This window comes from Atlantibacter sp. MEI4A-1023, from assembly GCF_056155425.1.
Genome location: NZ_CM149568.1, coordinates 2,649,259 through 2,667,434, shown reverse-complemented (window position 1 = coordinate 2,667,434; position 18,176 = coordinate 2,649,259). Strand labels below are relative to the sequence as shown.

Below are 18,176 nucleotides of genomic sequence, written 5' to 3'. Positions count from 1 at the left end.
TACTCGTTGAAGCGTGGCGCATCCATGACTTTTGATAACTTTCCCAAACGTGGAAACGACTGGTTAGTTGCTGAATCGAGGAATGTCAAATTTTGACCAAATCTTACCCTGTTAGTTAACTCTGGCAGGGTTTTTTGTTGGGTAGAATCTGGTATAACTAATTGATGTCAGATTGGTTTCTCGAAAATGAAGAAAATACTATGAATCATCTATAAGAAGTTTTCGGCATAGTGTTTTCAGATGTGGCAGATTCACGCATTATAACGGAATCATAAGGGCATAGCATGGGACAAAACATTCAGGTAGTATTGACCCGCCTATTACAAATCATTAACAAAAATGCGTATCCACCCTAAGCGCTCGAAGGAGAGGTGAATGGAAAGCAAAGTAGTTGTTCCAGCCGAAGGTAAAAAGATCACGGTAGAAAACGGCAAACTGTCTGTGCCTAACAATCCGATTATCCCGTTCATTGAAGGTGATGGCATCGGTGTTGACGTGACTCCGGCTATGCTGAAAGTGGTTGATGCCGCTGTTGAGAAAGCCTACAAAGGCGAGCGAAAAATTTCCTGGATGGAAATCTACACCGGTGAGAAATCCACCCAGCTTTATGGCCAGGACGTCTGGCTGCCGAAAGAAACTCTCGATCTTATCCGCGACTACCGCGTGGCGATCAAAGGCCCTCTGACCACGCCTGTTGGCGGCGGCATCCGTTCTCTGAACGTGGCCCTGCGTCAGGAGCTGGATCTGTATGTGTGTCTGCGCCCGGTGCGTTACTACCAGGGCACTCCGAGCCCGGTGAAACACCCGGAACTGACCGACATGGTGATCTTCCGTGAAAACTCTGAAGACATCTATGCCGGTATTGAGTGGAAAGCCGACAGCGCTGAAGCGGATAAAGTGATCAAATTCCTGCGTGATGAAATGGGCGTGAAGAAAATTCGCTTCCCGGAACATTGCGGTATCGGCATCAAGCCGTGCTCTGAAGAAGGCACCAAACGTCTGGTTCGCGCGGCTATCGAATACGCGATCACCAACGAGCGTGAATCCGTGACGCTGGTTCACAAAGGCAACATCATGAAGTTCACTGAAGGCGCGTTTAAAGACTGGGGCTACCAGCTGGCGCGTGAAGAGTTCGGCGGTGAACTGATCGACGGCGGCCCGTGGGTGAAGATCAAGAACCCGAACACCGGCAGAGACATTATCGTTAAAGACGTGATCGCCGATGCGTTCCTCCAGCAGATCCTGCTGCGTCCGGCTGAGTACGATGTCATTGCCTGTATGAACCTGAACGGCGACTACATTTCCGACGCCCTGGCAGCACAGGTTGGCGGTATCGGTATTGCACCGGGTGCCAACATCGGCGATGAGTGCGCCCTGTTCGAAGCAACCCACGGCACCGCGCCGAAATACGCAGGCCAGGATAAAGTGAACCCAGGTTCTATCATCCTGTCCGCTGAAATGATGCTGCGTCATATGGAATGGTTCGAAGCCGCAGACCTGATCGTTAAAGGCATGGAAGGCGCGATTAACGCCAAGACCGTAACCTACGATTTCGAACGTCTGATGGAAGGCGCTAAGCTGCTGAAATGCTCAGAGTTTGGCGACGCGATCATCGCGAACATGTAATCCGCTAACACTGAGACTAAAACGGGAGCCTGAGTGCTCCCGTTTTTTATTCATCGCCTTCAATCGGGTAACCCGCCCGGCGAATGGCTTCCTTGCAGTCATTTACCCCCGCCGCATAGCCCGCTTCGATTTCGCATACCGGGCTGGCGCTACAAACCGGCAGGCGGATCTGCGCCTTCAGTTGCTGCGCCAGCAGGGCAATCTGTCGCCTGGCCTGCAACAGTGCTTTTGCCATACTGGCGGACTCTTCCTGCGTTCCGCCTTCACCCGCCGCCAGCGCCATTAACCGTTCCTGCGTTATGTTATTCATCTCCGATCACCTTTATTGCTATTTATCATTGAGAGTAAGGATAGCGGCAGAGTAGAGTGGTTGAGATACCACATAAGGGGTTGTTTGCGATGGCGATTTACTTTTTCTACTCGAAAGCGGGCAAGGTCGTTGCAGTTCAGAAGGACGCATCCGCCCACGCGGGCTGGCTGAAGCAGGGTTATCAAAAAGAGTTTGAAGAAGTGGAGGCGGCAACCTCGCAAGCCGCACTAAAACGCTTTCATGATATTCGCGCTGAACAGGATAAAAATATTTGGGCTTTTGCCACTGGCCCGATATTTTTAAGTTTAATTGTGCTAGTGGTGTATATATTTTTTACATAAACGAAATTATTGGTATTTAATAAATTCCTGGATTGATTGCTTCCCAGTAAATATGCATTTAAGATGTATCTTAAAAGCAGTGAGGCAATAAAAGGATCGGCCTGTGAATATCGAAAAGATGAAAAGCCAGCATAACGAGATTATTCAAAAAATAAATCAACTCCGCGAGTATAGCCGTAGGGGGATCACGGATAACGCACAGGAAATTGCGCAAACCGTGGTAAGTATGAGTTCGGTAATCAAAGTGCATTTATCGGCGGAAGATCAGTTTTTATATCCTTACCTGGAAAAGGTTGAAAACCAAAAGCTGAAAAAAATGAGCCTAAAATTCCAGCGTGAAATGGCTGATATTGTCGTGGAATATGAGATGTTTTCCCGCCGCTGGAATACGGCGAGTAAAATAACGGGTCATGATGAGGATTTTCGCCGCGACGCCAATACGGTGCTGCGCAAAGTACATGAACGGATGCAGCGCGAAAATACCCAGTTTTACCCGCTGGTTGAGCAGGTATAGCGGCCTGTTAATCACGCTGCAACACAAACAAAACGGGAACCTCGCGCTCCCGTGTAATGGCGTATTATTACCCTCCCGCCACGCGGCTACAGGGCTATTCGGCCACCAGCCACATATCCGATTCGTCGAACATCTCTTCCAGCATACGGTTTAGCTTTTCGCGATCGTTTTTGCTGGCATCGCTGTTAAGCCCGTTCGCCTGCATAGGTTTAACCTTCACTTCCGCATCGGGAAAAATTCTGTGTACGCGGCGCGTTAACTCCGCGAGGATGATCTCTTGCGCGCCAGGCAAGCCCGCCACATTGCGCTTGTCGTAAACCAGTTCGACGAACATAACTACCTCAAGATTACTGTGTGTTTGTACAGTATGTTAGCCGTTAAAACGGGCGGTGACAACAGGGCTGAACGCAAAATTATGCGAGGAAAACCGCACACTATTCTTTATTTAAGCACCCTGAAATCACGTCTTTCATTTCACAGGGGTTTTGATTTCTTTATGATATTATGTGAAATGGAATTAAAGGATGTGAGAATATATTTTTTTGGTAACTCATTATTAATGCAGCAATATATTCTTTCGCTAAAAATTAAAAAAATTTAATTTAAGTGTATATATTGAGTGGGCTTTCAGGTTAATCCTAATTGTGAATGCTAATGAAAAATTTAACTCAGGATCGGCTAGTGAGTCCGATTAAGCAGTGCTATTCTCGGATAATCACACAAGTCATAAGGGAATAAGAATGAACAGCGATAATGATTTTCCTGTGTTTCCCGTCATCGGCTGGCAGGTTGGGCCTAAATCGGATCAAAACGTCTTAGTCTTTAAAATAGGCTATTGCACCTCTTCCTATAATCTGAACGCAACCACATTTGATTCGCCTTTTTTCTCCATGACGCCTTCAATGGCCAAAAGCCTGATTTATGATTTACAGCGTTATGTCGCACATTGTGAAGACAGTGAATTCCAGAAGATCGCCATTTAACCTGGCGTCATACGGGAAGGCGCTTTGCTTCCCGTTCGTCGATAAATCCCTTCCTTTGTAAAAGCCTCTGCTGCGCTCCCTGAAGAAAGGCGCATTGTGGCTTTCCGCTTTGCGGCTTACTTCATTTCTTTTAAAACGTCTGCCAGGACCCGCGCATGGTTCTGTTCGCTATTTTTCGCGCCATAGAGCAGGGTGACTTTGCCGTTGCGGGCGCGGTCAGAGACTTTTCGTAGTTCATCCTGTTGCGCAGATAACTCTTCACGGTATTGGCGAGTGAATTCGTTGAAATCGATGGCCTCGCTGTGAAACGCTTTGCGTAGCGCGGTGGACGGAGCCAGAGTCTTGTTCCACTCATCATGGCGCAAATCGCTTTTTTTAAGCCCTCTGGGCCATAACCGATCCACCAGAATCCGGTAACCGTCGTCCTTATGGGCCTCGTCATAAACACGTTTACAGATAATCATAAACTCTCCTTTTCCGGGTGATGGCCTGCGCCCACCGTTCCTCACGCTATATTACGGCGCTTTTGACGCCGGGCACAGTTCCGGCAACCGTAATAATCAGGTGTTGTAAAATCAATAAGCTATCTGTAGTGTGAGGATCCTTGTGTGGTTCTCTTCCTCCTTGCACAGGATTTCTTATGGACACTTTCCCTCTTTCTACTCCCCTCAGGATCGCGCTGGTCGGCGATTACAATGCTTCGGTTTTGGCGCATAAAGCGATCCCGCTGGCGATTGACGATGCCGCCGCCGTGCTGAACCTTGATGTTGATTATGACTGGTTGCACACCACAGAAATCAAAAGTAGTGAAGACCTGGTGGGGTACGACGCAATTTGGGTAGTGCCTGCCAGCCCGTACCAAAACGAAGACGGCGCGCTGCTTACCATTCGCTACGCCCGCGAAAACAGTATTCCGTTCCTGGGTACCTGCGGCGGTTTTCAGCATGCCATCGTGGAATATGCGCGGAATGTGATGGGGTGGGAAGATGCCGCCCATGCGGAGACGGCACAGCAGGGCAGAAGGGTGATTGCCCCTTTAACGTGCCCGCTGGTGGAAAAAACCGACGCTATCGAACTGCGCCCGAACACCCTGATTGCCAAAGCCTATGGCAAAACCGAGATCGTCGAAGGTTATCACTGCAATTATGGTGTATCAGACGCGTTTGCTCAGGCGCTGGCCGATCAGCCACTGAAAGTAACCGGATGGGATGATGACGGCGCTATCCGGGCCGTGGAACTGGTTACCCATCCCTTCTTTGTCGCGACGCTGTTTCAACATGAACGTGCAGCGTTGGTCGGTAAACCTGCGCCGCTGGTTCAGGCATTATTGTTCGCCGCCAAACCGTAAATTAATGCGGGGTGATTTCACCTTCACGGCCCGCCAGCGCGCCCGTTATGGCCATGGCAACTGAGATTAGCGCCACGGCCAGTAGCGGCAGACCCCATCCGCCGCTCAGGTCATGCGCTTTACCCATCGCTGGCGGACCACAGGCCGCTAATAAATAGCCTACCGATTGCGCCATCCCGGAAAGCGCTGCCGCCTGGTGCGCTGAAACGGAACGCAGGCCGATAAACGTCAGCCCCAAAATCATGGTGGCGCCAGAACCAAGCCCAAAAATAACCACCCACAGGCTGGCGTATCCGGGGCTCAGCCACAGACCCAGCGCGCTTAATGCGCACATCAGACACACCAGTACCGCAATCCCCCGGTGATCGTTAAGACGATATAACAAGAGTGGAATGAGGAGCCCCGGTGCGGCAGTAGCCAGTTGCAACAGGCCGTGCAATGAACCGGCGTGGGCTTCGCTGTAGCCGTGGCTGATAAGAATCGACGGCAGCCAGCCAATGATCACGTAATAGACCAGCGAGTTAAGCCCTAAAAACAGCGTCACCTGCCATGCGCGCGACGACCGCCACAGGGATTGTTGACGCAAGGCGCCTGAGCCGGTCACGTTGGCTGAGACGCGGCGGCGGCACTGCGTTAACCACACCAGCAGGGCGAGCAGCGGGAAAATCATGACGCTCAACAACGCGCCGCGCCAGCCGAATCCGGCATCAGCCACGAGCACCACCAGCGCGGAGCCCAGCGCCGCCGCGGTCCCCATTGTCAGTGAATACGCCCCGGTAAGGCGCGCTACCTGGCCGGGAAAATCACGCTTAATCAATCCCGGCAACAGTACATTACCCAGCGCGATAGCGCAGCCGATAATGGCTGTGCCGGTAAACAGCCAGACGCTGCCTTCGAGCGAACGTACTGCAATGCCGAAACACATCAGCAGCATCGCGCCTGCCAGGCTGCGCTCCATGCCGTAGCGCCGGGCAATGCCGGCAACCAGCGGCGAAACGACCGCAAACGCCAGTAGCGGCAGGGTGGTTAACAGCCCGGTCTGGGCCGTAGTGAGCGCGTAACTGGCGCGGATCATATCCAGCAGCGGCGCCGCGCCGGTAAAGGTAACGCGCAGGGTGGCGGCAATGATTAGCAGGCCGCTTATCATCAGCAGCGTCTGGCCGCGTGATGGGGTGGAAATCGTCATAGTCATCTCTTTGTGCCTGAGTGGGCGTAAAGGTTAACGGGTATAACAACCGAATGAATCAAGCTAGAATGCCAGATTATCGCTAAATTCGGACAACATCATGGAGCAGCCCTTAAGCCTTGACGGTTATCACCCTGACGAACACGACGATGACGCCGTGGCCTTTCAGGTACGGGTTACCGCGCATGAGCAAGAAATTCCGCTTCATCATCATCGTAAAGGGCAGCTAATCCTGGCGTTGCACGGCGGCATAACCTGCGAGGTGGCCGCGGCAATGTGGATGGTGCCACCGCAATACGCCGTCTGGATCCCGGGCTCCATGCCGCATCATAACCGCGCCACGGCCAATGCCCGGCTGTGTTTTTTGTTTATTGAGCCGGGCGCGCTGGCGATGCCCGAGCAGTGCTGCACGCTAAAAGTCACGCCGTTTATCCGCGAATTGATCTTAAAACTGGCGGAGTCTCAGACCCGTAACCCCCGGCGCGATCGGCTGGTGCAGGTGTTATTTGACGAATTGCCGGGCTTACCCGTCGAGCCGCTGCGGCTGCCGGTTTCTGCGCATCCTAAAATCCGCATGATGGTGGATTTTATGGCCGCGCATCCCCAGCAAAACCGCACGCTTGCCAAGTGGGCATCGCAATTAGCCATGAGCGAACGTAATTTATCGCGCCTGATCGTCAAAGAAACCGGCCTGAATTACCGGCGCTGGCGTCACCAGCTACAGCTTATTCAGGCGCTGCACATGCTGGTGGATGGCAAGAACGTTCAACAGGTGGCGCAGGGGCTGGGTTACGACTCCACAACCGCGTTTATCACCATGTTCAAAAAGGGGTTGGGCCAAACCCCGGGCCGTTATCTCGATGCGCTGTAACCGCGTTATTGTTTACCGATAATCAACGAAACCAGCCCGGCGGCGATAAGCGGCCCTACCGGTACGCCGCGAAACAACGCCACGCCCAGCACGGTGCCAACCAGTAACCCGGCAACCAGCGTCGGCTGGCTGCTCATCAGCGTGACGCCGCGACCGCCGAGCCACGAGACAAACACGCCCACCGCAATCGCCACCAGCGATTTCCAGTTGAGAAACGAATGGAATAAGGTTGAGGGCGGCAGCGTGCCGCTGGCGATGGGAGCCATTACGCCGATGGTTAAAATAATGATCCCGATGGTCAGCCCCTGTTTTTCAATCCACGGAAAGAACTGATTCAGCGGGGTGACGCGCACGATAATCAAGACCAGGATAGAAACCGCCACCGTGGTGTTATGGCTGACAAACCCCAGCGCGGCCAGCGCCAGCAGAATAAGCAACGTCATGTCGAACATCTAAAACTCCTTGCCAGAAAGAAGGGGGATTGCGACGGTTTTTATTTTTATGGGTTTGGACTCGCCGTTATCACGGTCGGTGAAAATCAATCAGCGTCGGGGCGGCGATCCGCAAATAATCCTGGGTATTCATGATAATTGAATGGGTTAGCAGCCCGGCGTTAAAGGCGATTTCATCAAAGCGCTCGAACAGCACCGGATCGGCGACCAGTCTTAGCTCGGAATGGAAACTGAACGGCGGGATAGCGCCAAATTCGCAGCCGGTGAGTTTATCGACTTCCGCCGGGCTGGCCAGTGACGCCCGCAACCCGCCAAGCGCGACGGCGAGTTTGGTTAAATCCGCTTGTTTATCGGCGGCGATAATCGCGAGGACGTGCTGGCGCATCCCGTTACCTTTCACGTGGCAGACCAGCGCTTTTGCCCCCTGGCCCAGCGCCGTTCCGCGAATTTCCGACACCGCCTCGCATTTACCGACTGCTTCATGCTCCATGACCCGAAACGTCGCGTTTTGGTGATCCAGCAGGGCGACGAGCTGCTGATGAACGGTATGGCCTTTGGTCTGTGTCATCTTCAATCCTTAAGATATAAAACAGCCTTATAGTTGCGCGGTTTACGATACTGACGACACAGTGACTTTGCAACGCTGAAACCACAAACCAGCAAGAGGAATCCGATTCTCCTGGTCAGTTCGTTCCCGCTTTGCCAGGCTTACAGAGCACTATTCAACAGGAGGAATAACCATGGGTTTATTTGATTTTGTCAAAGACGCAGGTGAGAAACTCTGGGACACCCTGAAAGGGGACGACCATGACCAGGGCAGTAAGGTCGAGGAGCATCTTAAAAAAACCGGCGTGCCGGGTGCGGATAAAGTCAACGTCAAGGTAGAAAACGGCAAGGCGGTGGTAAGCGGTGACGGTCTGACCCAGGAGCAGAAAGAAAAAATCCAGGTCGCGGTGGGTAACGTCAAAGGGATCGCAAGCGTAGAAAATAACGCGACCGCCAACGATGCGCGTGAAGAGGCAACCTATTACACGGTAAAATCTGGCGATAATCTGAGCGCCATTTCTAAACAGGTCTATGGCGACCCGAATAAATACACTGTGATTTTCGAAGCAAACAAACCGATGCTCAGCCATCCTGACAAAATCTATCCCGGCCAGGTACTGATCATTCCGAAGCAGTAAAACAACAGGCAAACCCATGCGGATGGGTTTGCCTGGTCATTCTCATTAGAAAGCGTAACGCACTTTCAGGCTGACGCTTTGGCTGGTGAAGTCAGAACGCTGCTGCGCGTCATACTGTACGGTGCCGTCTAATACCTGAGTAAATTTCGCCGTCACGCCCACACCCGCCGTGGCTATCCACGGGCTCTGCTCCATGCCGCGATAGGTGAAAGGCGTGTCCGGGCTGCCAACGAAATGCGCCCGGGTTGTCGAGCGGTCATTAATCGTGTCATACCCCACGCCTGCCTGGGCATGTACGTTAACCACGTCGGAAAGCTGTAGCCCAACTTTGGCTTTGGTGGACACAATCAGCGCATCCAGGGTGTTGCCGTTAACATCCAGGCTGGCGTCATCCGCACCGCTTTCACGGTATCCCTTGTCCTTCACGCGATAATAATCAGTGCGCAGTACCGGCGTCAGCGACCATTTCCCCGCCGGGTAGAAGGTACTTTGCAGGCCGAGCCCCGCCTGGAAGGTGTGGCTGTCGTAATCGGAACGCACCACGCCGCTGTAGGTTTGCTCTTCGGTAGCCGGATTGGTGAAGGAAAGATAGCGGTTGCCTTCGGTTTTATTACGCCCCAGCCCGGTTTGCCAGGTGAGGGCGGTATTGGGAGTGAAATCGAAACCGCCGTAGGCCAGCAGGTTCCAGCTTTCAATTTGCGCATCATGGCGAACGTCGCTGGCGTCGTCATTGACGTCGGTACGGCTAACGCCAAAGGCCAGGCCCGCGCGGATTTGCTCGTGAAGCGGCACATCGGTCCCGATGGCGATACCGCGGGTATCGGCCTGATAACCCGTTACGCCATCGCGCTGCGTCTGGTGATCCCAACGCCCCACCGGGCGGATCCACAGGTATTTCTCAGGATTGAACTCATTGTACTGGCCGAAGGTGCGAATGGCGTCCTGGCGCGAGCCGACGATATCCCCGAAAGCCTGCAAATTATTGAGTTCGATATACGGCATGCTGCCAAACATCAGCGGTGATAGCTGGTTCACGGTACGCGTCATTTGCGCGGCGGTGGCCGAGGAGGTGATGGCGCACAGCGCGCTGGTTAACGCTGTACCGCATTGCAGGGTGCTGCTGGCGCTGCCATCCCCCGCGCTGGCGTTGTTGTTTGCAATAAGCGTATCGAGCGTCGAGGCGATGCCCGTCAGCGCGGTTGACCCGGTCTGCACCACCGCCGCACTGGTGTTGTCGATGCCGGTATCGATAATCCGCAGCGAGTAACGGGTGTCGGTGAGCTCCTGGGTAAACTGATAGCGCGTGGAGTCATCAACCACCGCGACTGGCGTACCGACGATATTAGCCGCGCTCACCACATCGCTTAACACATCGCCATTAGCGAAGCTGGTGCTGCCACGGGTCATCACGACCGTATTGCCGTTGAGTACGGCGGTGCCGGAAGCCTGAAGTTGGCCGTAGTTGCTGGTGTTATCCGCCTGCAACGCCAAAATGCCGCTGCTGGACTGTGCGTAATCGCGCACCTGTGAGGGTTGATTGCTGTTTAACAAATCGAACAACCCGCTGTTGCTCATGCTGACGCCCGGCGCGTTCACCCTGCCGATGATAATGCCTTGGTTATCAATGCCACTGACAACCGTGCTGGTGGGGCTAACAGAAACAGCATCGCCCTCAATCGAGCCGATAATGCCCTGGTTAGTGAGTTGGGTAATGCTGCTGTTGTCGTCCGCCACAATACCGCCAAGCCCACCGACGATAATGCCGCTGTTCTGAATACGCTGCGCGGCGGCATCGTCCCCAAGGTAGATGCCGTAGATTTCGCTGCTGATAATGCCCTGGTTATCGATGGTCGCGGTGGTATCGCCTGTCAGGGCGATACCGCTGCCCCCTTCCGTTAACAGTTGCCCGCCAGCGTTGTTGATAAGGGTGGCATTGGCAGAATCCGCCAGATTAATAGCATCGCTGTTTTCGCCTGTGGTACTGATGATGCCGCTGTTGGTAATGCTGTTATTAATCCCGTTCTCATCGAAAATACCGTGCGCTTCCGGTCCTGAGGTGGTAATCAGCCCCTCGTTTCCGACAAACACGCCGCCGCCCGAGCCAATCAGAATGCCATTCCCCAGACTGCTTTCTGTGGTTATCGTCCCCCGGTTAGCGATAAGGCTATCGCGCAATTCCGTCACGTGAATAGCGTTGGACTGGCTGGATAGCGCAGTGATTGAACCCTGGTTGTCCAGCAGCACGCCGGAGGTTGATGAAATATAAATCCCGTCATTGTAAAAGCCGCTGGTCTCGATAGAGCCCTGGCTGGTTAATTTTCCGTTCAGGGAGCGGAAATCCACCGCCGGGATTTCAGGTGTGGCGGAGGTCACCTGGCTTGTCGCGTCCAGTATCAGGGTAAGGCGATCGTTAACCGTATAATTCAGATTACTGGTCTCCGTTCCGCTACAGGTTACGGTGATGTCTGCGGCGGATGCCGGATCACAGACGGCATACGCAGCCGACGGCATTAATACGCCAAGGCCACTCGTCACGCCGGTAATGAGTAATAGACTGCGCCAGGGACTTCTCATATTTGCCACTCCTGATAATAAATTTTGTTGATTTTAAAAACGATGACGATGCGTTTCATATGAAATACATCTTCAATGCATAATGAATGCTGTCCTGACGGTTAGGGTCGGGAGGTGTGGGAATGGACGGAACAATACCAGGAATATTTATTTTATTTGTATTAATTATCAAGAATTTTCTTTGGATTAAAGTGGGTTAATAAGGGTGTATAATTTCAACCTTATGAAAGATATATAAAATATCACCAATTTATTTTTCCATAGCACGTTCAGGTGAAAACCGTAGCGCGCTTATTAATAAGTGAGTAACCCTAGCGCGAGAAGGGGAATGCAATGTGATGATTTTATTACAGGCGTAATTAATCAACGCAGCAAAACTGGCAGCGAAATAATAAGCCCGGAAGGCAAAAAATCAGCCAGATTGACTGGCTGATTTTATATTAACTGTGGGATTCGGCATTCTGCTTGTGAAACAGTTCGCGGAAGACCGGATAAATATCATCCTGATCGCGAATATGCTGCATAGCGAAATTATCAAATCGCGCCTGTAAGTTTTCATATTCCCGCCACAGCGTCTGGTGCGCGCGACGGGTGATTTCGATATAGCTGTAATACCGTACTACCGGCAGAATTTTCTTCGCCAGAATTTCATGGCACAGCGGGGAGTCATCGGCCCAGTTATCGCCATCGGACGCCTGAGCGGCATAAATGTTCCACTGCGCCGGGTCATAACGTTCCTGAACCACTTCATCCATCAATTTCAGGGCGCTGGAAACGATGGTCCCACCGGTTTCCTGGGAGTAGAAGAATTCATGCTCGTCCACTTCCTTCGCCTGGGTATGGTGACGGATATAGACCACTTCAACGTTTTTATAGGTCCGGCTGAGGAACAGATACAGCAGGATATAAAAGCGTTTCGCCATGTCTTTGGTGGCCTGGTCCATCGAGCCGGAAACGTCCATCAGACAGAACATCACCGCCTGGCTGGAAGGCTCAGGGCGTTTTTCGTAATTCTTGTAGCGTAAATCAAAGGTGTCGATAAACGGCACGCGTTCAATTTTGGCGCGCAGCTCGGCGATTTCGCGGCGCAGCCGCTCCTCTTCCAGTAGCTGTGCCGGTTCGCTTTTAGCAACGATATCCAGATTCGCTTCCAGCTCATGCAGCGCGCGCCGCTTACCGGCGGTCATAGCGGTACGCCGCGCCAGCGAGTTTTGCAATGAACGCACCACACTGATATTGGCCGGAACGCCGTTGGCGGTGTAGCCCGCGCGGTGGGTTTTGTATTCGTTTAGCTGCCGGTGCTGGTTTTTCTTCAGGTTCGGCAGCGCCAGGTCTTCAAACAGCAGGTCGAGATATTCATCTTTAGAGATCTGGAACACGAATTCATCCTGGCCTTCGCCGTCCGGGCTCGCCTGGCCTTGTCCACTGCCGCCGCCACTGCCGCCGCCCTGTGGACGCTCAATACGGTCGTTTTGCACAAAGTGGTCGTTGCCGGGATGTACGCGATGGCGCAGGCCGCCGCGCCCCTGATGAAACATCGGTTCGTTGATATCTTCCGTTGGGATGGAGACCGACTCGCCGCTCTCCACGTCGGTTACCGAACGCTTATTGATGGCCTCGGAAATCGACTGCTTGATTTGCGATTTATAACGGCGCAAGAAGCGCTGGCGGTTCACCGTGCTCTTGTTTTTGCCGTTCAGTCGCCGGTCAATGAAATAGGCCATATTTCCCCCAGACTGCATAGATGCCGCGCAGAAAAGGCCGCAGGCGAACCTGCGGCGTCAGCGTTGTCGTTATGAGGATTTCCGTACCCGCAGATACCATTCGCACAGCAGGCGCACCTGTTTGCGGGTGTATCCTTTTTCCATCATGCGATCGACAAAATCGTCGTGCTTTTTCTGCTCGTCGGTTGAAGTCTTGGCGTTAAACGAAATGACCGGCAGCAGCTCCTCGGTATTCGAGAACATTTTCTTCTCGATCACGGTGCGCAGCTTCTCGTAACTGGTCCAGTTCGGATTGCGGCCGCTATTATGCGCACGGGCGCGCAGCACGAAGTTGACGATTTCGTTACGGAAATCTTTCGGGTTGCTGATGCCCGCCGGTTTTTCAATTTTCTCCAGTTCCGCGTTCAGGGATTCACGGTCAAAGAGCTGTCCGGTATCCGGATCGCGGTATTCCTGGTCCTGAATCCAGAAGTCAGCATAGGTGACATAACGGTCGAAAATGTTCTGCCCGTATTCCGAGTAGGATTCGAGGTACGCCGTCTGGATCTCTTTGCCAATGAACTCCGCGTATTTCGGGATAAGATAGCCTTTGAGGTGCTCCAGATAACGCTCCGCCTGATCCTGCGGGAACTGCTCGCGCTCGATCTGCTGTTCCAGTACGTAGAACAGGTGAACCGGGTTCGCCGCCACTTCAGCGTGGTCAAAGTTGAACACACGGGAGAGGATTTTGAACGCGAAACGAGTCGACAGCCCGTTCATCCCTTCGTCCACCCCGGCATAGTCGCGGTATTCCTGATAGGACTTCGCTTTCGGGTCAGTGTCTTTCAGGCTTTCCCCGTCGTACACGCGCATTTTCGAGTAAATGCTCGAGTTTTCCGGCTCTTTCAGACGCGACAGAATCGAGAAGCGGGCCAGGGTTTCCAGGGTGCCCGGTGCACACGGCGCGTGGGTCAGCTCACTGTGGTTAAGCAGTTTTTCGTAAATCTTGATCTCTTCGGAGATCCGCAAGCAATAAGGCACTTTGACGATATACACACGGTCAAGGAACGCCTCGTTGTTTTTGTTGTTGCGGAACTGCACCCACTCAGATTCGTTGGAGTGTGCCAGAATAATACCGTTGAACGGCAGGGCGGAAATGCCTTCGGTACCGTTGTAGTTACCTTCCTGAGTCGCGGTCAGTAACGGATGCAGCACTTTAATCGGTGCTTTAAACATCTCGACGAATTCCATGATGCCCTGGTTGGCGCGGCACAGCGCGCCGGAATAACCATAGGCGTCCGGGTCGTTTTGCGCGTGGTGCTCCAGCTTACGGATATCCACTTTACCCACCAGCGCGGAGATGTCCTGGTTGTTCTCATCGCCCGGTTCTGTTTTGGCGATGGCGATTTGCGCCAGAATCGACGGCCACACTTTGACGACTTTGAATTTAGTGATATCGCCACCGAACTCATTCAGCCGTTTTGCCGCCCACGGCGACATAATGGTGCCGAGATACCGGTTCGGGATGCCGTATTCTTTCTCCAGAATCTGGGCATCCTCACGCGGGTTAAACAGGCAAAGCGGATGGTCGTTAACCGGGCTGCGTTCGCCGTTGGCGCTCAGTACATAAATCGGTACGCGCTGCATCAGAGACTTCAGGCGCTCGGCAAGTGAAGATTTACCGCCGCCCACTGGGCCCAGCAAATAGAGGATCTGTTTCTTCTCTTCCAGACCCTGAGCCGCGTGTTTCAGATAAGAGACGATCTGCTCTATGGCTTCTTCCATCCCATAGAATTCTTCAAACGCCGGATAACGGGATATCACCCGATTCGAAAAGAGACGGGAAAGCCGAGGCTCCTGGGCAGTGTCCACCATCACTGGCTCACCAATGGCCGTCAATAGCCGCTCTGCCGCGTTAGCATAGGCACTGCGATCTTGCTTACAGACAGCAAGAAACTCCTGCAGTGTGAACTCTTCGTCCTTGGCAGCTTCATAACGCTGGCGATAGTGATCGAATATATTCATGGCATGCCGTCCTTTCGTTTTTTAGCACAGGATAAGGGCCGTTCATATGAGTAGTAGAGGCCCCCGGAAGACATTTCTGATACAGCAACCCTTATGCCAACTCTTGCGTGAACGCGCGTTGCACTGCGCTACTGCGGTCAGGGTATTTGCCTTCTCAAAATTAAGCGTAGATGGCATTTAGAAAACTTGCTGAAGCAAATTGCGAATTTCAATGACATATCAATCACTCATCCTTAATTTCCTGTTTTTTACATAAGGCATTTGTCGGCCTGTCATGGCGACGCCAAAAAAATGCAAACCTTACGTCATGTTACTGCGCCAGGGTAAATGATTTGCTTTGTAAGACTTAAGTAAAAAATTTGGGGTGATGGTTAAAGGCGGTTACACTTCGTGGCGCTGATTATTTGATTAAGGAAGAAATGGACTGTGACCAAATTCAAACTTCTTGCATTGGGAATGGCGTTGGCCTCTGCTGCATCGGTTGTTCACGCCGAAGGGCCCTGGACGCTGGGCGCGGGTGCGGGCTATGTAGAAGGCCCGTATAAGCAATACGACAACAATGTTATACCGATCCCGGTGATCGGCTATGAAGGCGAAAATGTCTGGGTCCGTGCATTAGGCGCTGGTTATTACCTGTGGAATGATGAGTCTGACAAATTGTCTGTGATGGCTTATTACTCCCCGCAGTATTTCAAACCGAAAAACAGCGACAACAACCAACTGCGCCAGCTTGATAAACGTAAAGCGACCCTGATGGCGGGTCTTTCTTACGTGCATCACACCCAGTACGGTTTCCTGCGTACCGCGCTGACCGGGGATACCCTGGATAACAGCAACGGTGTGTTGTGGGATCTGGCATGGCTGTACCGCTACACCAACGGGGCATTGACCCTGACGCCGGGCATTGGCGCGCAGTGGGCCAGCGATAACCACAATGAATATTACTATGGTGTCAGCAAGGCTGAGTCGCGCCGCAGCGGGCTGAAAACCTATGATGCGGACAGCGGCTGGAACCCATACCTGGAGCTGACGGTGAACTACAAGCTGACCGACAGTTGGAATGTGTACGGCACCGGTCGTTACACCCGCCTGGACAGCGAAGTCACCGACAGCCCGATGGTCGGGCAAAACTGGAGCGGTGTGTTCTCCACCGGGATCACCTACAGTTTTTAAAGGTGGGATTCGTGCATACTTACGGGGCGCTTGCGCCCCGTTTGTCTTACTGTGGTGCAAACCTTTAATGAGAGGAGGAAACCATGGCTAACCTTACGCATTTTTTTTCTCATTCCACGCCAATTCCGGCAATCGGTCAGGGCACCTGGTATATGGGTGAAGATCCCGCCCGACGCCGCCAGGAAGTCGCTGCTCTGCAACGGGGCATCGACCTGGGGCTGACGCTTATCGATACCGCAGAAATGTACGCGGAGGGGGGCGCGGAAAAAGTGGTCGGCGAGGCGATTCGTGGCCGGCGCGATGAGGTCTATCTGGTCTCAAAAGTGTATCCCTGGAACGCGGGCGGTCAAAAAGCCCAGGCGGCGTGCGAAGCCAGCCTGAAACGCCTCGGTACCGATTATCTCGATCTCTATTTGCTGCACTGGCGCGGCAACATTCCCTTCGAAGACACCATCGCTGCTATGGAGTCATTGATGGCGCAGGGCAAAATTGGCCGCTGGGGCGTCTCGAACCTGGACGTTGACGATATGCAAACCCTGTGGACGCTGAAAGGTGGTCAGGAGTGCGCAACCAATCAGGTGCTGTACCATCTCGGCTCGCGGGGTATCGAATACGATTTGCTGCCGTGGTGCGCCGAGCGCCATATGCCGGTCATGGCCTACTGCCCGCTGGCTCAGGCCGGGCGGCTGCGTGACGATCTGATGAATAACGTCGTCGTGAATACCCTCGCGCAGGAGAAAGGCGTGACGGCGGCCCAGGTGCTGCTGGCGTGGGTTATCCGTCGTCCAGGCGTGCTCGCCATTCCGAAGGCCTCAGACATTAAGCATGTGGAGGAAAATGCCGCTGCGCTGGAGGTGAAATTGACGGCGCAGGATATCGAAAAACTTGACGGGGCATACCCGCCACCGAACAGGAAAATGCCGCTGGATGTGGTGTAAAGCCGCTCCCCTTACCGCAAGGCAAGGGGAGGGCGTTCAGCTTACGCTTTTTTAGCGACGCGCAGGGTTTGCGCCAGGCGAGACGGCTTCTCTTCGCTGGCTTTTTGCGCCACGGTCGCGCAGGCGGTTTCAACGCAGACAAAAGTTTTGTAACCGTCGTCCGGCATATCCGCCATCGCTTTAGACAGCGCCGGGCCTGGGTTCCAGCCCACCACGTTGCAGTGGTGATGATGGACAACGTCGATAGTGCGTTTCAGCGCGCCGTCATGGATCACGCTGCACGCTTCCGGGTTCAGATACACGCGGTCGGTACGGTCCGGGAAGGTTTGCACGCCGTCAGCCAGCACGCCTTCTTTGGCATCGTTCACTTTATCAATGAAGCGATCGCCCAGACCGCTCACTTTCACCGCGCTAATATCACCCACGTTGAAGTAGGTATGCAGCGCGGACCAGGTTTCAAACTCGCCGTGCGCTTCCAGTTCCATCTCGCAGGTTGCGCCCAGTTTAAAGCGCGCGTACAGGGTGAAATCATGCGGCCAGTACTGCTTAGACACGTCGCTGCTCTGCAATTCAAAGGTAACGACCACGCCGTTTTCGTCTTCATTATGGGCTTGCAGCGTCCAGGGCAGGTTACGGGCGAAACCGTGAGCCGGCAGATCTTTTTGCGCTGCCGGGCCAAACCACGGCCAGCAAATCGGCACGCCGCCGCGGATCGCCACGCCTTTGCTGAACGGCGTATTGTCGCTCAGCCATAGCACTTCTTCTTCGCCAGCCGGTTTCCATGAGAGCAGATGCGCGCCCTGTAACGTCAACGATGCGCGGGCCTTCGGATGCTCAATCACCACAACATCCAGCTCGTCCATTCTGCGTAAAGAAATCGCCGGGGTGATTTGCTCTACAACCGGCAGATCGAAAATGCGATTTATCATGTCCATCATCCTCTGTTCA

Annotated in this window: 19 protein-coding genes; 9 read left to right on the top strand and 10 right to left on the bottom strand. The window is 53.4% G+C overall.

Annotation, left to right across the window (positions count from 1 at the left end; translation table 11 throughout):
* Positions 1-375 precede the first annotated feature (375 nt).
* The gene (gene icd / locus ACVV26_RS12835; protein WP_474797396.1) at positions 376-1,626 is read left to right on the top strand and encodes an NADP-dependent isocitrate dehydrogenase; all 1,251 of its coding nucleotides are present in this window, start codon (positions 376-378) and stop codon (positions 1,624-1,626) included.
* Between the two features lie 46 nt (positions 1,627-1,672).
* Here icd and ACVV26_RS12830 read toward each other — a convergent pair whose 3' ends face one another.
* Entirely contained in the window at positions 1,673-1,936 is a 264-nt protein-coding gene (locus ACVV26_RS12830; protein WP_474797395.1) for a hypothetical protein, read from the bottom strand.
* Between the two features lie 89 nt (positions 1,937-2,025).
* Here ACVV26_RS12830 and ACVV26_RS12825 point away from each other — a divergent pair, with 89 nt between their 5' ends.
* Together ACVV26_RS12825 and ACVV26_RS12820 are read left to right on the top strand one after the other, a co-directional pair.
* Positions 2,026-2,277 carry a hypothetical protein gene (locus tag ACVV26_RS12825; protein ID WP_474797394.1) on the top strand — a complete coding sequence of 84 codons (252 nt, stop codon included), beginning with the start codon at positions 2,026-2,028 and terminating at the stop codon, positions 2,275-2,277.
* 103 nt (positions 2,278-2,380) lie between these two features.
* A complete protein-coding gene (locus tag ACVV26_RS12820; RefSeq protein WP_474797393.1) occupies positions 2,381-2,791 on the top strand; it encodes a hemerythrin domain-containing protein in 411 nt (136 codons plus the stop codon).
* A 94-nt stretch (positions 2,792-2,885) separates the two neighbouring features.
* Here ACVV26_RS12820 and ACVV26_RS12815 read toward each other — a convergent pair whose 3' ends face one another.
* Positions 2,886-3,125: a DinI family protein gene (locus ACVV26_RS12815; protein ID WP_312982550.1), complete on the bottom strand. Its 240-nt coding sequence runs from the start codon at positions 3,123-3,125 to the stop codon at positions 2,886-2,888.
* 406 nt (positions 3,126-3,531) lie between these two features.
* On the opposite strand from ACVV26_RS12815, the gene ACVV26_RS12810 reads away from it, so the two are divergent.
* Positions 3,532-3,774 (top strand): hypothetical protein, encoded by a 243-nt coding sequence (locus ACVV26_RS12810; protein WP_312982549.1) that lies wholly within the window; start codon positions 3,532-3,534, stop codon positions 3,772-3,774.
* A 116-nt stretch (positions 3,775-3,890) separates the two neighbouring features.
* On the opposite strand, the gene ACVV26_RS12805 is transcribed toward ACVV26_RS12810, so the two are convergent.
* Complete coding sequence (locus ACVV26_RS12805) at positions 3,891-4,238, bottom strand: DUF488 domain-containing protein (protein ID WP_474797392.1); 348 nt, start codon at positions 4,236-4,238, stop codon at positions 3,891-3,893.
* 176 nt (positions 4,239-4,414) lie between these two features.
* Between ACVV26_RS12805 and ACVV26_RS12800 the strand changes: the two genes are divergently transcribed.
* Positions 4,415-5,122, top strand: a complete 708-nt coding sequence (locus tag ACVV26_RS12800; RefSeq protein ID WP_474797390.1) for a CTP synthase C-terminal region-related (seleno)protein — start codon at positions 4,415-4,417, stop codon at positions 5,120-5,122.
* A gap of 1 nt (position 5,123) precedes the next feature.
* Here the strand turns inward: ACVV26_RS12800 and ACVV26_RS12795 are convergent, their stop codons facing one another.
* A complete protein-coding gene (locus ACVV26_RS12795) occupies positions 5,124-6,308 on the bottom strand; it encodes a CynX/NimT family MFS transporter (RefSeq protein ID WP_474797389.1) in 1,185 nt (394 codons plus the stop codon).
* 100 nt (positions 6,309-6,408) lie between these two features.
* Here ACVV26_RS12795 and ACVV26_RS12790 point away from each other — a divergent pair, with 100 nt between their 5' ends.
* A complete protein-coding gene (locus ACVV26_RS12790) occupies positions 6,409-7,179 on the top strand; it encodes an AraC family transcriptional regulator (protein ID WP_474797388.1) in 771 nt (256 codons plus the stop codon).
* 5 nt (positions 7,180-7,184) lie between these two features.
* On the opposite strand, the gene ACVV26_RS12785 is transcribed toward ACVV26_RS12790, so the two are convergent.
* Together ACVV26_RS12785 and ACVV26_RS12780 are read right to left on the bottom strand one after the other, a co-directional pair.
* Positions 7,185-7,631, bottom strand: a complete 447-nt coding sequence (locus ACVV26_RS12785; RefSeq protein ID WP_474797386.1) for a DUF441 domain-containing protein — start codon at positions 7,629-7,631, stop codon at positions 7,185-7,187.
* 70 nt (positions 7,632-7,701) lie between these two features.
* Positions 7,702-8,199: a YbaK/prolyl-tRNA synthetase associated domain-containing protein gene (locus ACVV26_RS12780; protein WP_474797385.1), complete on the bottom strand. Its 498-nt coding sequence runs from the start codon at positions 8,197-8,199 to the stop codon at positions 7,702-7,704.
* A 172-nt stretch (positions 8,200-8,371) separates the two neighbouring features.
* Here ACVV26_RS12780 and lysM point away from each other — a divergent pair, with 172 nt between their 5' ends.
* Positions 8,372-8,815: a peptidoglycan-binding protein LysM gene (gene lysM / locus ACVV26_RS12775; RefSeq protein ID WP_474797384.1), complete on the top strand. Its 444-nt coding sequence runs from the start codon at positions 8,372-8,374 to the stop codon at positions 8,813-8,815.
* 45 nt (positions 8,816-8,860) lie between these two features.
* On the opposite strand, the gene ACVV26_RS12770 is transcribed toward lysM, so the two are convergent.
* From ACVV26_RS12770 to yeaG, 3 genes are all read right to left on the bottom strand, one after another.
* Positions 8,861-11,389, bottom strand: coding sequence for an autotransporter outer membrane beta-barrel domain-containing protein (locus ACVV26_RS12770; protein ID WP_474797382.1), 2,529 nt, complete (start codon positions 11,387-11,389; stop codon positions 8,861-8,863).
* Positions 11,390-11,829: 440 nt separating this feature from the next.
* On the bottom strand, positions 11,830-13,131 hold the full coding sequence (locus ACVV26_RS12765; RefSeq protein ID WP_474797380.1) for a YeaH/YhbH family protein: 1,302 nt from the start codon (positions 13,129-13,131) through the stop codon (positions 11,830-11,832).
* Positions 13,132-13,182: 51 nt separating this feature from the next.
* Entirely contained in the window at positions 13,183-15,117 is a 1,935-nt protein-coding gene (yeaG, locus tag ACVV26_RS12760) for a protein kinase YeaG (protein WP_474797378.1), read from the bottom strand.
* 426 nt (positions 15,118-15,543) lie between these two features.
* Between yeaG and ACVV26_RS12755 the strand changes: the two genes are divergently transcribed.
* Together ACVV26_RS12755 and ACVV26_RS12750 are read left to right on the top strand one after the other, a co-directional pair.
* Positions 15,544-16,290, top strand: coding sequence for a MipA/OmpV family protein (locus ACVV26_RS12755; RefSeq protein ID WP_312982529.1), 747 nt, complete (start codon positions 15,544-15,546; stop codon positions 16,288-16,290).
* An 83-nt stretch (positions 16,291-16,373) separates the two neighbouring features.
* A complete protein-coding gene (locus ACVV26_RS12750) occupies positions 16,374-17,228 on the top strand; it encodes an aldo/keto reductase (protein ID WP_474797376.1) in 855 nt (284 codons plus the stop codon).
* Between the two features lie 41 nt (positions 17,229-17,269).
* Here ACVV26_RS12750 and ACVV26_RS12745 read toward each other — a convergent pair whose 3' ends face one another.
* Positions 17,270-18,157 (bottom strand): D-hexose-6-phosphate mutarotase, encoded by an 888-nt coding sequence (locus ACVV26_RS12745; protein WP_474797374.1) that lies wholly within the window; start codon positions 18,155-18,157, stop codon positions 17,270-17,272.
* Positions 18,158-18,176: the final 19 nt, after the last annotated feature.

Excerpts from the sequence above, each read along its gene's own strand:
- ACVV26_RS12790 (WP_474797388.1), top strand. The coding sequence starts at position 6,409 with ATGGAGCAGCCCTTAAGCCTTGACGGTTATCACCCTGACGAACACGAC.
- ACVV26_RS12795 (WP_474797389.1), bottom strand. The coding sequence starts at position 6,308 with ATGACGATTTCCACCCCATCACGCGGCCAGACGCTGCTGATGATAAGC.
- yeaG (WP_474797378.1), bottom strand. The coding sequence starts at position 15,117 with ATGAATATATTCGATCACTATCGCCAGCGTTATGAAGCTGCCAAGGAC.
- ACVV26_RS12780 (WP_474797385.1), bottom strand. The coding sequence starts at position 8,199 with ATGACACAGACCAAAGGCCATACCGTTCATCAGCAGCTCGTCGCCCTG.
- ACVV26_RS12805 (WP_474797392.1), bottom strand. The coding sequence starts at position 4,238 with ATGATTATCTGTAAACGTGTTTATGACGAGGCCCATAAGGACGACGGT.
- ACVV26_RS12825 (WP_474797394.1), top strand. The coding sequence starts at position 2,026 with ATGGCGATTTACTTTTTCTACTCGAAAGCGGGCAAGGTCGTTGCAGTT.
- ACVV26_RS12815 (WP_312982550.1), bottom strand. The coding sequence starts at position 3,125 with ATGTTCGTCGAACTGGTTTACGACAAGCGCAATGTGGCGGGCTTGCCT.
- ACVV26_RS12830 (WP_474797395.1), bottom strand. The coding sequence starts at position 1,936 with ATGAATAACATAACGCAGGAACGGTTAATGGCGCTGGCGGCGGGTGAA.
- ACVV26_RS12800 (WP_474797390.1), top strand. The coding sequence starts at position 4,415 with ATGGACACTTTCCCTCTTTCTACTCCCCTCAGGATCGCGCTGGTCGGC.
- ACVV26_RS12750 (WP_474797376.1), top strand. The coding sequence starts at position 16,374 with ATGGCTAACCTTACGCATTTTTTTTCTCATTCCACGCCAATTCCGGCA.
- ACVV26_RS12785 (WP_474797386.1), bottom strand. The coding sequence starts at position 7,631 with ATGTTCGACATGACGTTGCTTATTCTGCTGGCGCTGGCCGCGCTGGGG.
- ACVV26_RS12810 (WP_312982549.1), top strand. The coding sequence starts at position 3,532 with ATGAACAGCGATAATGATTTTCCTGTGTTTCCCGTCATCGGCTGGCAG.
- icd (WP_474797396.1), top strand. The coding sequence starts at position 376 with ATGGAAAGCAAAGTAGTTGTTCCAGCCGAAGGTAAAAAGATCACGGTA.
- ACVV26_RS12770 (WP_474797382.1), bottom strand. The coding sequence starts at position 11,389 with ATGAGAAGTCCCTGGCGCAGTCTATTACTCATTACCGGCGTGACGAGT.
- ACVV26_RS12745 (WP_474797374.1), bottom strand. The coding sequence starts at position 18,157 with ATGATAAATCGCATTTTCGATCTGCCGGTTGTAGAGCAAATCACCCCG.
- ACVV26_RS12765 (WP_474797380.1), bottom strand. The coding sequence starts at position 13,131 with ATGCAGTCTGGGGGAAATATGGCCTATTTCATTGACCGGCGACTGAAC.
- lysM (WP_474797384.1), top strand. The coding sequence starts at position 8,372 with ATGGGTTTATTTGATTTTGTCAAAGACGCAGGTGAGAAACTCTGGGAC.